This is a genomic window from Acinetobacter sp. ACNIH2, from assembly GCF_002934965.1.
Classification (GTDB): domain Bacteria; phylum Pseudomonadota; class Gammaproteobacteria; order Pseudomonadales; family Moraxellaceae; genus Acinetobacter; species Acinetobacter tandoii.
In genome coordinates this window covers 1-12,933 of record NZ_CP026417.1, presented here as the reverse complement: position 1 = coordinate 12,933, position 12,933 = coordinate 1, and the positions used below count along the sequence as shown (strand labels likewise).

At 36.5% G+C, this 12,933-nt stretch carries 16 protein-coding genes; 8 read left to right on the top strand and 8 right to left on the bottom strand.

The features are described 5' to 3' along the window. The first annotated feature begins 15 nt into the window (after positions 1–15). Together tet(39) and C3F34_RS19700 are read left to right on the top strand one after the other, a co-directional pair. Positions 16–1,203, top strand: a complete 1,188-nt coding sequence (gene tet(39) / locus C3F34_RS19705) for a tetracycline efflux MFS transporter Tet(39) (RefSeq protein WP_004856455.1) — start codon at positions 16–18, stop codon at positions 1,201–1,203. Between the two features lie 225 nt (positions 1,204–1,428). Beyond that, complete coding sequence (locus C3F34_RS19700) at positions 1,429–2,040, top strand: recombinase family protein (RefSeq protein WP_015060246.1); 612 nt, start codon at positions 1,429–1,431, stop codon at positions 2,038–2,040. Positions 2,041–2,229: 189 nt separating this feature from the next. Here C3F34_RS19700 and C3F34_RS19695 read toward each other — a convergent pair whose 3' ends face one another. The 4 genes from C3F34_RS19695 to C3F34_RS19680 form a co-directional block, all read right to left on the bottom strand. Continuing rightward, complete coding sequence (locus C3F34_RS19695; RefSeq protein ID WP_000155092.1) at positions 2,230–3,114, bottom strand: Mph(E) family macrolide 2'-phosphotransferase; 885 nt, start codon at positions 3,112–3,114, stop codon at positions 2,230–2,232. Positions 3,115–3,169: 55 nt separating this feature from the next. Continuing rightward, entirely contained in the window at positions 3,170–4,645 is a 1,476-nt protein-coding gene (gene msr(E), locus C3F34_RS19690; RefSeq protein WP_000052512.1) for an ABC-F type ribosomal protection protein Msr(E), read from the bottom strand. 492 nt (positions 4,646–5,137) lie between these two features. Next, positions 5,138–5,410: a NadS family protein gene (gene nadS, locus C3F34_RS19685; protein WP_000369781.1), complete on the bottom strand. Its 273-nt coding sequence runs from the start codon at positions 5,408–5,410 to the stop codon at positions 5,138–5,140. Beyond that, positions 5,403–5,723: a type II toxin-antitoxin system RelE/ParE family toxin gene (locus C3F34_RS19680; protein WP_000897307.1), complete on the bottom strand. Its 321-nt coding sequence runs from the start codon at positions 5,721–5,723 to the stop codon at positions 5,403–5,405. The genes nadS and C3F34_RS19680 overlap by 8 nt, the downstream gene beginning before the upstream one ends. Before the next feature lie 139 nt (positions 5,724–5,862). On the opposite strand from C3F34_RS19680, the gene C3F34_RS19675 reads away from it, so the two are divergent. After that, a complete protein-coding gene (locus C3F34_RS19675) occupies positions 5,863–6,282 on the top strand; it encodes an SMI1/KNR4 family protein (RefSeq protein WP_001180106.1) in 420 nt (139 codons plus the stop codon). Between the two features lie 188 nt (positions 6,283–6,470). Here C3F34_RS19675 and C3F34_RS19670 read toward each other — a convergent pair whose 3' ends face one another. Together C3F34_RS19670 and repM are read right to left on the bottom strand one after the other, a co-directional pair. Beyond that, a complete protein-coding gene (locus C3F34_RS19670) occupies positions 6,471–7,037 on the bottom strand; it encodes a plasmid replication DNA-binding protein (protein ID WP_032024465.1) in 567 nt (188 codons plus the stop codon). A 63-nt stretch (positions 7,038–7,100) separates the two neighbouring features. Next, the gene (gene repM, locus C3F34_RS19665; RefSeq protein WP_032066855.1) at positions 7,101–8,024 is read right to left on the bottom strand and encodes a replication initiation protein RepM; all 924 of its coding nucleotides are present in this window, start codon (positions 8,022–8,024) and stop codon (positions 7,101–7,103) included. A 1,176-nt stretch (positions 8,025–9,200) separates the two neighbouring features. On the opposite strand from repM, the gene C3F34_RS19660 reads away from it, so the two are divergent. Then, on the top strand, positions 9,201–9,587 hold the full coding sequence (locus C3F34_RS19660) for a hypothetical protein (protein ID WP_032001883.1): 387 nt from the start codon (positions 9,201–9,203) through the stop codon (positions 9,585–9,587). Continuing rightward, a complete protein-coding gene (locus C3F34_RS20440; RefSeq protein ID WP_171263913.1) occupies positions 9,584–9,754 on the top strand; it encodes a hypothetical protein in 171 nt (56 codons plus the stop codon). Before C3F34_RS19660 ends, C3F34_RS20440 begins: the two co-directional genes overlap by 4 nt. Positions 9,755–9,794: 40 nt before the next feature. On the opposite strand, the gene C3F34_RS19655 is transcribed toward C3F34_RS20440, so the two are convergent. Beyond that, positions 9,795–10,760, bottom strand: a complete 966-nt coding sequence (locus tag C3F34_RS19655; RefSeq protein WP_171285021.1) for a J domain-containing protein — start codon at positions 10,758–10,760, stop codon at positions 9,795–9,797. A gap of 287 nt (positions 10,761–11,047) precedes the next feature. Here C3F34_RS19655 and C3F34_RS19650 point away from each other — a divergent pair, with 287 nt between their 5' ends. The 3 genes from C3F34_RS19650 to C3F34_RS19640 all read left to right on the top strand — a co-directional run bounded on the left by C3F34_RS19650 (position 11,048) and on the right by C3F34_RS19640 (position 11,924). Continuing rightward, positions 11,048–11,326, top strand: a complete 279-nt coding sequence (locus tag C3F34_RS19650) for a type II toxin-antitoxin system RelE/ParE family toxin (RefSeq protein WP_104442460.1) — start codon at positions 11,048–11,050, stop codon at positions 11,324–11,326. 14 nt (positions 11,327–11,340) lie between these two features. After that, the gene (locus tag C3F34_RS19645) at positions 11,341–11,640 is read left to right on the top strand and encodes a HigA family addiction module antitoxin (protein WP_213070283.1); all 300 of its coding nucleotides are present in this window, start codon (positions 11,341–11,343) and stop codon (positions 11,638–11,640) included. Positions 11,641–11,705: 65 nt separating this feature from the next. Further along, positions 11,706–11,924 (top strand): hypothetical protein, encoded by a 219-nt coding sequence (locus C3F34_RS19640; RefSeq protein WP_104442459.1) that lies wholly within the window; start codon positions 11,706–11,708, stop codon positions 11,922–11,924. Positions 11,925–12,241: 317 nt separating this feature from the next. On the opposite strand, the gene C3F34_RS19635 is transcribed toward C3F34_RS19640, so the two are convergent. After that, complete coding sequence (locus C3F34_RS19635; protein ID WP_004787586.1) at positions 12,242–12,883, bottom strand: TetR/AcrR family transcriptional regulator C-terminal domain-containing protein; 642 nt, start codon at positions 12,881–12,883, stop codon at positions 12,242–12,244. Between the last annotated feature and the right edge of the window lie 50 nt (positions 12,884–12,933).

The following is a 12,933-nucleotide window of genomic DNA, read 5'->3' as shown; positions in this document are numbered from 1 at the left end:
CTAGAGAAGGCATTTGTGAAGAAATCATTGAGCGTGATTTTAATCACTATATTTCTGGATGCTGTTGGGATTGGTTTAATTATGCCGATCTTGCCTGAATTATTACGGTCATTGGCTGGAGCTGAAGCAGGCGGTGTTCACTATGGTGCTTTATTAGCTGTGTATGCTCTGATGCAGTTCATTTTTGCACCTATCCTTGGAGCGTTGAGTGACCGATTTGGACGTCGACCTGTATTAATTATTTCAATTGCTGGTGCAACGGCTGATTATCTCCTAATGGCTGCTGCTCCTTCTCTATTGTGGCTATATATTGGTCGTATTTTTGCGGGAATTACAGGTGCCAACATGGCTGTTGCAACAGCTTATGTTTCAGATATTACTCCAGCCCATGAGCGTGCAAAAAGGTTTGGTCTCCTTGGAGCTGTCTTTGGTATTGGGTTTATAGCGGGTCCGGTAATAGGTGGAGTTTTGGGTGAATGGAACTTACATGCACCGTTCTTTGCTGCTGCTTTTATGAATGGGATTAATTTAATAATGACAGCAGTCTTATTAAAAGAATCAAAACACAGCAATAAAATGACTGAGAAGGTTCAGGAGCAATCAATATTAAAGAAATTATCCTATTTGATCACTCAACCTAATATGGCTCCATTGCTTGGTATCTTTTTAATTATCACATTGGTTTCACAAGTCCCCGCAACTTTATGGGTTATCTATGGGCAGGATCGTTATGGCTGGAGTATATTTATTGCAGGTGTTTCCCTTGCTAGTTATGGAATATGCCATTCTATTGCACAGGCTTTTGCTATCGCCCCTATGGTAAAGAGGTTTGGAGAGAAAAATACGTTGTTATGTGGAATAGCTTGCGATGCAATTGGTTTACTTCTTTTATCTATTGCTGTTGAAGAATGGGTGCCTTTTGCGTTGTTACCATTGTTTGCCCTTGGTGGAGTAGCCGTTCCTGCTTTGCAAGCAATGATGTCCAGAGGTATTAGTGATGAAAGACAAGGTGAATTACAAGGGCTATTAAGCAGTTTTAATAGTCTGGGGGCTATAATTGGTCCTGTATTAGTTACTAGCCTCTATTTTATGACTCAGGCATCAGCTCCTGGAATGGTATGGGCATTAGCTGCAATACTTTATGTAATCACCCTACCCTTATTGCTTAAGTATCGCCTGAATAAATATTCTGGAGTTCCATAAAATATTTAATTTATTGGTTTAAAAACTAATGGATTCTATAGTTTATCTAAAATTAACATAATACACGTTATACGAATTCCCAAGGCATGGCTTTTAGTCATGCTTTTTTTATCAAAAGACTATACCTGAATGATAGCGAGCCAAATCGCATACAATATCTATCATTAGACTTAATGCAATAATTAAATGATAGTATTATCATTAATCTAATAGAATTAAGATTAAATGATAGAAATGAATACACGTATTTATCTACGAGCTTCAACTAAAGATCAAGATGCAGAAAGGGCTTTGCAGATTCTTCAGGATCTAAACCAAAACTTGAATTTGGGTGAAACCATTGTGTACGTGGAAAACTATAGTGGTACGAAGTTAGACCGACCTGAATTGAATAAGCTACTGTCAGAAGCAAATCAAGGTGACACATTGTTAGTTGAAAGTATTGACCGCTTATCACGCCTAACCCAACGAGATTTTCAAGAGCTGAAGCGCAGGATCCAGGAGAAGGGACTTCGTTTAGTCGTAGCAGATCTTCCTACTACCTACCAAATGATTCAAACCAGTGACAGCATTACTCATTCAATCTTGGAACTCATCAACAATATGTTGATTGATCTTCTGGCAACAATGGCCCGCCTAGACAATGAGAAACGTATAGAACGTATTAAGCAGGGCCTGGCACGTTCGGGTTACAAACCAACAGGCAAGAAGGCAAATGAGGCTAAACATAAACGAATAAAAGAATTGCTAGTAGTTGGCAATATGACTAAGGAAGAAATTGCCAAAGCAGTGAATTGTGGAGTTGCAACTGTCTATCGAGTTGCTAAAGTTATCTAAAAGAGGCTTATCTCAACGCGCCCCCAATGGGGCACCGCTGCATTCAGGTTACTTCACATAAGAAATTTTATGTTAAATGATTGTTAGAAATGCCCCTTGATCGAGGCATTTTCTATAAAGAATACTAAAAACTAATTAAAGCCAACCAAGTTTCAAAACAAGGCAGTTCTCAGCAATCATATTTTTAAATTATATAACTCCCAACTGAGCTTTTGCTCCAACGATAAGGCTTTCATTTTGAGTTTCTAAGGCAAATAAACCATACATCAAAGGAGAGGCCGCTGCTCTTTCTAAAGTCTGTTCATATAGTTTATTCCAAACTTTACCCCCTAGTTTTTCATACTCGATGATTAGAGTTTTGAGGCTTTCTTCTCCAAACAAAGTTACATGCCCAGCAAAATCAATCGCTGGGTCATCTATATGGGCTGTTGACCAATCAATAACGCCTGAAACAGCTCCATCCTTTGAAGCTAGTACATGCCCAGCATATAAATCGCCATGTATAAATTGGGTGAAATCTGCCCATAGAACATCATTATCCAACCATTTTCTGTAGCGGGTTTCCAATTGCTCACTTATACCAATTTCAGATTTTACTAACTGCAAATTGTTTGCTATTTCAGGTCTTAAATCTGAAGGTTTCATAATTTTCAAATCATTTTCCCGAACTTCTTTTTCAGGAATACTATGGATTTCAAATAAGGTTTTTGCCAAAGATGTTATGTATTTCGGGCTATCTTTGTCCATATTCCAAATTATTTCATAGGTTTCAGCATCCAAATTTAAAACAGGATTATCTTTAAGTATGGGATAAGCCACTAATTCTGTAGATGAAATTCTCCAATCAGGAACCTCTACAGAAAGATGTTTTTTTACCAATTCTAAAATGCGTTTTTCTTTCTTGATTTGTTCCCTCATGCCATCACGACGAGGAATACGCAGCAACCATTGTTGCCCCTTTGTATCAAGAGCAAAAACGACCTTAAAATCAATGCCCATTTCATTGAAATTCATTTTGTCCGTAAGCAACAAGCCGTGTGCTTCAGCAAGTGATTGAATATCTTGAATTGTCATTTTTAATTTCCTTTAAAGAGTTCAATAATTAATGTTCGGATTAGATTGGCTATCATTAACAATCTCTCTCAAAAGTCTTGATGATTTTGTGGTCTTTGATCTCGTAGATAATGTCAGCAATATTATCGACCAATTGCTTGTCATGAGATACGAAGATAATAGTTCCTGCATAGGACTTCATCATTGTTTCTAATGCGGCAATACTTTTTAGGTCAAGATAGTTTCCTGGTTCATCCATAAGCAAAATATTATATTTTCCTAAAAGCATTTTGGATAAAAGCAGTTTGATGATTTCACCTCCCGATAAGTCGGATAAGTTTTTTTGAATATCATTCGCTCCGATCCCCATTGAAGCCAATACTGCACGAATTTCCGCAACTGTGTACTCGCACTCTTCCTGCATAAAGGAGAGCACAGATTTATGCGTGTTAAATTTATATCCTGTTTGTGTAAAGTAGCCAATTTCAGCTTTTGGAGATATGGTTAATCCATCAGCACGTTCTGATATCATTTTTAACAAGGACGTTTTCCCTGTTCCATTCGATCCAGTTATAGCGACTTTAGCGCCAAGCGGTATTATAAAGTTAGCGTCATCAAAGATAGTACGGCTACCAAATTTTAAGCTCAGACCATCTGCCGTAATCGGGAACTTATTGTGCAGTTCTAGGGCTGAACTTTGACGAAAACGAATAGAACGCAAATGCTCTGGTGCTTGAATATCTTCTAATGCAGCCAAACGCTTTTCCATACTCTTAGCTGCCTGATACAGTTTTCTTTGCTTGGTGCCAGTCATTTTTGCATGCCCAAGTCGTCCAGCACTTTCGGTAGAGTTTTTGGATTTTTCTCCTTTTTTCTTATTGTCTAATCGATTAGCTTGCTGGCGTTTTTCTTGCACAGCAGATTCTAATCGCTCCCGTTCCTTCATCATCAGCTCATATTCTACGGCTTGGTGTTGTCGCTCTTCTTCTTTTTGACGCAAGTAATCCGAGTAACCACCCCAATATTCCGTAATTTTACCGTCTTTTAACTCCCATATCTTGTCTACAACCATATCAAGAAAATATCGGTCATGACTGATAACAAGTAATGCTCCATCAAATGCTTTAAGTTGACCAATAAGTAGATCTATTCCATTGAGATCAAGGTGGCTGGTTGGTTCATCCGCTAGAATGCCATGTACTTGTTGGGAAAATGCGGCAGCAATTTTTGCACGAGTTTCCTCTCCGCCACTCATTGTGTCGTTTTGTACATTGGAAACACCAAGGCGAGATAACATTGCCCGGTCTTCGACCGTTTCTATTTCGATTCCGCCCAGTTGGCTGATATGTGCAAAATCACCAAAACGCTGTAATGTCGCTTCGGCTAAAACAATTTCGCCATTAAGTACTTTGAGTAAACTACTCTTTCCTGCTCCGTTATCACCCACAAGACCAATACGGTCATAAGAGTGAATTTCCAATTCATCAATATCCAAAACATCACGCCCAGCATAATCCAAGCGTATGTTTCTCGCTTTAATAATTAAACTCATTTTTATTTACTCCTGTTTAGCTCTTGAAATTTTTTATGCAGCAAACAGGATTTAGGTGAAAACAAAAGCTAGCATCACAGTGTCCTCCCAAAAAAAAAGCTATTCATCCACAGGGTGGACAAATAGCTAGTCAATTAAGTTATAACTGGAAACTATGCACTAAAAGCATACTTATAAATTAAGCATACTTTTACTTTATATATCCGCATATATTCTTAAAGACACAACAAAAGCCCACCATTATAAAATAGTGTCACTATGCAAATAGTTGTGTCTTAACGAATGCGGATAGAATGCATAAACTTACCTAAAAAATAAAATTCAGTTTTATGATAACTTTACTGTTAAAAGAAGTCTAGACAACCTTGTTTTATGCTTGGATATAAGGCTTATTTTAAAATAATAGTAGTGAAGATTTTCTAAAATTAACATAATACACCTTATACGAAATAAAAATGGGAGCCTTAAGCTCCCATTTTTTAAGTAATTTTTTCAAATAAGGCTTGGGTGAGCATCTAAAATTCGAATCAATGTAGCTGCTGGTCCAGTTGGATAGCGTCGTCCCTGTTCCCAATTTTGCAGGGTACGGGGGCTAATATGTAGACGTGCAGCAAATTCATTTTGGCTCAAGCCAGTTTTTTCACGTACTTCTTTAATATCAGGCAATTCGAGTTCTGTAACTCGGCTTGCTTTAACTTCTTTACGTTTGATAGCTCCAGCTTCTTTGATTGAAGCAACCAAGTCATCAAATAAGTTGTTATCCATGAAATTGCTCCTTCACGAGTTGGTGCAGAATGGCGGTTTCCTTATCTGTTAAATTATCTTTTACTGATTTTGGATAAGCCACTAAGAAAAAGATCTGATCATCCTCGGTGACCCAATAATAAATCACCCGTATCCCACCACTTTTCCCTTTGTTACCTTGAGCACAACGTACTTTGCGAATACCACCGCCATTCTTGATTAGGTCACCTCTATCAGGCTGTACCAAAAGATCTTGCTGAAGTTGACGATATTCCTCATCAGATACAAGGTCTTTAATTTGCTTGGTAAAGATGCTGGTTTCAATAAATAACATGGACTCTTTATACGTCAATGGCGTATTTGAATTTTAGCAGTTTCCATAACAAAAAACGAGAGCTGGTAGATCTCGTTTCGCATAACAGCCATTATGTTAAATTGTAGTAAGAACTTTAATGCGATAGAGCAGAATGTATATGCAAAATAAGCTTGATAACATTATTCAAGAATTAAAAGAACTATCTGGGAATAGTCGTCTAAACATAGAACTACCTGATGATATTTTCATATCTGCTTATGAACGAAAAATAGGTTTTATTTTTCCAAAAGATTATAAAAAAGTTTTGAAAGAGATTAGCAATATCTTTTATGGAACAATTGAATTAGCGTCTCTTACAGATGAGAAAGAATGCTATCGAGGGCTATCTCAGATATTAAATGATGCTAGGGAGCAAGGTCTGCCAGAAGATTGGCTACCTATTTGTGAAGATAATGGTAGTTATTATTGCCTATCTCCTAATCATAAAATTAGATATTGGACAGCAGATGGATATAGCGATGAGCAGTGGGAAGATTTAGCAGATTGGATCAAGCAAGTTTGGATAGATGGAAATTAAGAATTTCTAAAATTAACATAATACACCTTATACGAAATGCTTTCTAATTCTCTTTATAAATCAATGCTGTAGTTTCTAGTTGATAGCCCATCTTCCCCAAGGTGGGCTTTTTTTGTGATTTTTCATGTTCCACGCTTATTCTTTGATCAATGTTTCACAACTTTGATTAGTACACCTAAATAAGCCTCTTAGCCATTCGGCAAGAAAAACCGGCTTAACCATCCTCTTTTCGGCTGCTCCGGTTCAACCTGCTCTGGCACTGGAATACGCTTATTTTCCGTCTGCTCCGGAGTAGTCAATCCGTCCTGTTTAGCTTCTGCTGTGTCCGGTTCTGGAGCTGTTTTGGCCATGCTTGGTTGCAGCGGTTCTTGATCGGTAAACGTAGTCATATTGGCCGTGGGAGGCTTCATTTCAATGAGCGTTAGAAGCGTATCAATACGAGCATTCGCCTTGGATTCACGATCTTCGGCTTTTTCTAACTGTTTTTTTAGAAAGTCGATTTGGTTTTTCAGCTCTACCACTGTTTTATCAGTGTATTCAGGTGTATTTTGATTTTGTATTGAAGACGTATCAATACGTTTTGCCTGTTTTGCTCCGAAAGGCTCACCATAGACGCGAAGTAATTCTGAAAAATCTATAAAACCGTCATAGTCACGGCTTAATACACCGTTTTTTATATCTTTATAGATTGTCGCTCGGGATTTTTTATACAGAGTTGCAGCATCACTAACACTGTATTTTGTAGCTGTATTCATAGTGTATTGCTGTGTATTTTGAAAACGTATTGGAGAATACAATATGTGTATTCTCTAATACACTCAAGCTTTAAAGCCAAGGTTTTTTAGGTGAGGTAAAAACTGCTTTTGTTGTATTGGATCTCTTAGCATTTCTTTGATTTTTGCTGCTAGGCTCTCATAGCTTTCATTACCATTTGCTAAGTTCGAAAATTCAGGCAATCGTGAAAGCTGATTGCCAAACATATTGATTTGAGCATCTGTCATTTGGTGGAATGCTGTTTGGGATACCTTTGTTAATTCTTGTTGAGATGGCTTATCTTTCGATTTAATTCTAAATTGGATATCTGTGATAACTCGCCCTTTCTTGAATTGGTCATAGTCAACGGTAATATTAGTATGTTTATTAATTTCACTTATTGCTCTGTCTAAGACATTAGATTTAAAGTTCGACATAGTTGAATATTCAGTCGCATCCAGCCCTAATTTTGATCTAAGATCGTTAATACTATATTTCTCAGTTTTTGCTACATTCAACCATTTAATTAATAGCTCATATAGTCTGATGCTATATTTACTCTTAAAGTCAGACACTTGTTCTATATGGTATTTTGTGAATTGTTCGCTTAATCGGCTTATTAAGCTGATAACTTCGTTACTAAGGTATAAAACGATAAGGCCACTAGAATCTACATAGGTCACTTTGTTTACCCAATTTGCTGTAGTAAGAGCTTCTTGGCCCTTATATCTATCTAAATAACTAAACTCCCTTCTTTTTAGAGTTTTCGCTGCTTCTCTAAGCAAGCCATAGGCATTATTACTATCTACTTTAAATTGATGAACGTAGTCACTTACGAATACTTCTATTGGTGTATCAGATGTGAGATTAGAAGACTCTCTAGCTCCAACTATGGCCAAGAGCATAATACGTTGCTCTATGAGTGATAAGTTGAAAGAGGCATCGATAAGAGCATTATCCTTAACAACTAATTTATTGTTATTTGTCATGATATGAAGCTTATTAATTCATTTAACTAGGTTATATGTTATATATTTTAAATAGTCAATAATCTAGCTATTCAAATACCCCTTAAACCTATCTTTATCACCCCTTAAACCTACCTTTATCACCCCTTAAACCTATCTTTATCACCCCTTAAACCTATCTTTATCACCCCTTAAACTATTGCAAATAAAGGCTTACAGCATCTCTAAAAGCATTTAAAAACTTAAAAATAATTAAAAGCCCTGGCAAAGAAAAATTGCCCTTGGTTTTCGCTACGCTCAAACTCTATTGAATCTCGCTTTCGCTCGATTCGTGGGGCAATTTTTTGGATCATTCTGTTGTGACTTTGAGAAAAAGCAAAGGCAAGAGCAAAAGCAACTCGGAATTCGCTTCGCTCATAAAGCTTTTTTACTCGCTACGCTCGATCTAGACTCAATTTTCTGCATGTGATTTACGCTTATTTAGGCTTCACAGCCTAAAAAGCTGTTTTTCAGAGAGTCTAGGTGCGAATTTTGGTGCTTCGCTCGTAGACACTCGCTCTATTCATCCCGATTAGAATAAAAATAGCCTCTATTTGGCGTTCACTTGCGTTTTTTGACCTGATTACTCATTTCAATAGTGAGATCTATGTCTTAAGTAAAAATGTGGCTGAAATCGAATTTGAGAGCGTTTCAACTTGGGTTTTATTTTTGATCTGTAGGCTAGAGTTTCCGCTTATAGGTTTTTTCCCTTAGACACACAATAGTCAGGATCTCTTTTGGCCAAGCACTATCTTTACTGTCAGTTAAGTCAATTAAATGGATTGGGAGCCGGTACATACCGGCAATTTTTGGTTCACACACCACGCATCTAAAGATAAAGGCTCCAAAGCCTTATCCTATAAGGGATACAGCGATTTTTCATCTATCTGGAAAGCGTTTACGCTTTTAGCATGATTTTTATTATTTTTCATAGGTTTAGCTGTAAACACGTTTTGTTGCAAATAAAGTGCAATATTTACTTACAAAACAATAGGATAGCTTGTAATCACCTTTGTTTACGCTTTTATATGAATTTCTCTTTTTATATTAGATATTTAACCTGTAATCATTAAAACTTAACACAGTGTTTACTTATATTTGATAGTTACTTTTTAAAAATTAGGTGCTTAGATTGAAAACAAATTGTAGGAGTTTTTCATGAACAGTACTCGAACCGTTGCCGTCAGATTAGACAATCAGGTTGCACAAGAATATGAACGTTTGGCTCAGTTGAAGGGCGATAAACTAGGGACTTATCTGCGGGATCTTCTGACCAGTAATTTACAGATGGCCAGTATTGAACGGCAGGCCAATCGGATTGAAACATTGGTGAATGATTTTGAGAAGCAAATTAATTACTCCCTCGATAAGTTTACTGAGGCCAATTATTTAAATGAAAAATTCTTTGAAGACTTTGGCCATATATATATGTTTCAAATTGGGATACTGATGCATCTAAAAGTCGATCGAGGAGACATCCAAGGAATGCAAACAAAAGGAAATGCATATGCCCAAAAGAACTATTTTGCGGGGAAAAAGCCATGAGCAATATTATTCAACTCTCTAAACCATGTGCTTTCTGTGATTCAAGGGAAAACGTACAGATTTTTTCAGGGCTGATGCTTTGTGGGAATTGTCAGGAAAATATCCGGATTACTAATCCTGGCATGTTTGAGGCCAATGATCAGATTGAACAAAAAGCCCAGGATTAACCTGGGCTGCGTATAAGAGATTTTATGTTAAATCAAATTATTAAAATTGTTCTTGGCTTATGCCGGAAGTATGTAAATTTCCATTTACTTGGCTGATCAGTTCAATTGTATATCCATTATAAGAATAGCCATCAAATCCAAAATGCATTATCTCATCGGCTTGAGCATAAGCCGTATTTTTACCAAAGAGCTTCTTTTCACCGAACCAATTTTGACCATAAGCATATCTAATTTTATAGCTTCCTAGAGGTAGGTCTACATTTAATATTTCGCCAGATCTAATGAAATAGCTAGCGACTTCAGTCTCATTAAAACTATCTACAATTTTGACCCAATAGTTATCACCATAACTGACCTTAATTTGTAAGGGTGCAACACCAATGAGGCCCGTTTTATTGGTATATCCAGTATGTGGTAATGTTTGAGGTGTATCTGCTTCTTCTATAAATGGTATTTCTGAGGTAATAGATTTATCACTATATCCTGTCTTTTCATTTGAAAAGAACTGAAAATAGATAAATATCCCTGCGATTCCGAATACTACCGCCCAGACAATAACTCCCCAACAAAAAGATATAAACGCTCTGATTTTTTCAAAAAATTTATCTAGCTTAGATGGGGGAGAATTTTGATTTTTATTGTTTTTACGATCCTGATACCGATTAACCCATTCTTGATTTGCCTTAACCCATTCATCACCGAATTTTTTTTTCAGATCCTCTTGCATGCCTTGTGTTGGTTGTTGTTCATGATGTTTATTAATTTCTAAGGCACTGTCATTTTCCTGCTTTTCAATCCATAAATCATGTTCCCTACGCTTTATTGGGTCAGACAATGTTTCGTAAGCGTGATTTATTATCTTCATGATATGAGAGGCATTTGGATCATCTTGATTTCGATCCGGATGATGTTTCTGAGATAGCACTTTATATGCCGCTCTAATCACTTCTTGAGGAGCATTTCTTGATACTTTTAAATTATCATAATGCGTTTTTACCTTAGACAAAATTTCTCCCCAAAGGTATGAAAAATACCCTAAATAATAAACTTTATAAAATTTATGAAGATTATACTTATTAAGGCTTATATCTCAAAATTAAGTTGTTGATATCGTAGATTAACTTAGGATTAATAATTGAACCAAGAAGCCTTACTTTATGTGCGATTTATAAGAAAACTTATGTTAAATGTTAAATGTTAAATGTTAAATGATTAGTTATTGGATTTCACAGTTTGTATAGTTTTACTATACAATTTAATGTATAGTAAAACTATACAAAGGATGATCTTTGCGTGATTGTAAATTTTAAGCATAAAGGGCTAGAAAAGTTTTTTGAATCAGGCTCTACAGCAGGTATTCAACCTGCTCATTCCATGAAGTTAAAAAGACAGTTAACTGCTCTGAATGAAGCCCAAAGCATTGATGACATGCAGTTCCCTGGATGGAAGCTTCATCCTTTGAAAGGTAAATTAAAAGATCATTGGTCGATTACAGTGAATGCCAATTGGCGGATGACTTTTATATTTAAAGACGGTAATGCTCATATCGTAGATTATCAAGACTATCATTAAGTAGGGTGAACATAATGATGATGCATAATCCAGCACATGCAGGAGAATTAGTTTCGGAATGGCTCGATGGCTTAAAAGATGAAGGACAAGCGATCACCATTACAGAGCTTGCGGAACGTATTAAAGTGACACGTCCATTACTTTCTCGAATTATTAATGGTAAGGCACCAGTAACGGCAGATATAGCTTTGCGTTTACATGATGCTTTGGGGATTAGTGCAGATTTGTTAATGCGTGTTCAATCTAAGCATTCTCTTTGGATTGAATCACAAAAACAACGTCCACAGATTCAGCCATTTTTTGCTAGTTGTTAAAATCAAAAGTGAAAAATAAGAAATTTACTAAATACTTATATATATTAATTTTATAGGAGTTTTTTATGAGTAATATTTTTACATTAATTGATAATGAAGTTAGAAATATGCAATTAGGTCAGGTTAAGTTTTATGGAAGTGGCATAGCTCTAGAAGATATGTTGGGGGTTTATCGTTTTTTATGTGAGTTGGAGTCAGAGGGTTTACTTAGCATTTTGAATGTTCACACTGAATCGATGACAGGTCATGACTTGGTTGATATGGTACAAGTTGAACGTATTTAATCTGACTTTTTATCCCAAGAGTTGTCCGCAGAAATTGGGGATTGTTTAGGCTGTGGATGGCTTGATAAACCACAACAATACGTCGTTTAGATCAAATATTGATCGATCTTATTGGCAAGAAGTATCAAAACTGCTCATAAAAAAGCCGACTTGTGTCTAAGTCGGCTTTTTGACGCTTTTCAGGTCAGTCAAAAAATTTTAACCTACTGAAAAACAATGATATTTAAAAGTGCGTTTCGTATAAGCTCTATTATGTTAAATAATTAAGGATAAAAGCTTTATTACTAAATAGAACAGTTGCTTAAAGCAGTATAGAGTTAAGTTTGCATTTTAATATCAAGTTGTCTTTCAGCACCGATAATCACCATACGAATCCCATTTTCAAAAATGTCATCCGCATTCATATTTTGTAAGGTATTCACTCCTTGGAGCATGAGTGGATATATAGTTGGATCGGCTTCGAATGGTGGGTCTGATCTTATTTCTTCTTGCTGCTCCTCAAGGACCCACCCAACAATAAACCTTCCTAATGTCATAAGTAATGCAACTGCTTCAACAGGAGAAAACCCAGCATGAGATAACAGCGCAACTTGGGCCTCAATCGTGTTGAAATGTCCTTGACTGGGGCTAGTTCTTGCATGTAGACGAGCACCATCACGGTAAGCTAGTAGTGCTCGACGAAAGCTTACAGAATTAGCGAGCAACCAATCTTGCCATGTCATCCCATCGATGGGTAAAGAAACTAAATGGTGTTCATTTATAATGGTTTCCGCCATTGCTTCCATTAACAAGGATTTATTCTTGAAATGCCAATATAGAGTTGGAGATTTAATACCCAATCGTTGAGCTAGCTTGCGTGTGGTTATTGAATCTATGCCTTCTTCATTCAACATATCCAATGCGGTACGCAGGACTATTTCACGTGTCAGACGTTGAGGTGCAATATCTTTTTTACTCATAAATCTATCACTGATAGGGAGTGTGTGAGAGAATATTAATTCTATCATTG

Excerpts from the sequence above, each read along its gene's own strand:
- C3F34_RS19680 (WP_000897307.1), bottom strand. The coding sequence starts at position 5,723 with ATGTTATTTATTGAAACCAGCATCTTTACCAAGCAAATTAAAGACCTT.
- C3F34_RS19675 (WP_001180106.1), top strand. The coding sequence starts at position 5,863 with ATGCAAAATAAGCTTGATAACATTATTCAAGAATTAAAAGAACTATCT.
- C3F34_RS19645 (WP_213070283.1), top strand. The coding sequence starts at position 11,341 with ATGATGATGCATAATCCAGCACATGCAGGAGAATTAGTTTCGGAATGG.
- C3F34_RS19700 (WP_015060246.1), top strand. The coding sequence starts at position 1,429 with ATGATAGAAATGAATACACGTATTTATCTACGAGCTTCAACTAAAGAT.
- C3F34_RS19640 (WP_104442459.1), top strand. The coding sequence starts at position 11,706 with ATGAGTAATATTTTTACATTAATTGATAATGAAGTTAGAAATATGCAA.
- C3F34_RS19660 (WP_032001883.1), top strand. The coding sequence starts at position 9,201 with ATGAACAGTACTCGAACCGTTGCCGTCAGATTAGACAATCAGGTTGCA.
- C3F34_RS19670 (WP_032024465.1), bottom strand. The coding sequence starts at position 7,037 with ATGAATACAGCTACAAAATACAGTGTTAGTGATGCTGCAACTCTGTAT.
- repM (WP_032066855.1), bottom strand. The coding sequence starts at position 8,024 with ATGACAAATAACAATAAATTAGTTGTTAAGGATAATGCTCTTATCGAT.
- nadS (WP_000369781.1), bottom strand. The coding sequence starts at position 5,410 with ATGGATAACAACTTATTTGATGACTTGGTTGCTTCAATCAAAGAAGCT.
- C3F34_RS20440 (WP_171263913.1), top strand. The coding sequence starts at position 9,584 with ATGAGCAATATTATTCAACTCTCTAAACCATGTGCTTTCTGTGATTCA.
- C3F34_RS19635 (WP_004787586.1), bottom strand. The coding sequence starts at position 12,883 with ATGAGTAAAAAAGATATTGCACCTCAACGTCTGACACGTGAAATAGTC.
- C3F34_RS19695 (WP_000155092.1), bottom strand. The coding sequence starts at position 3,114 with ATGACAATTCAAGATATTCAATCACTTGCTGAAGCACACGGCTTGTTG.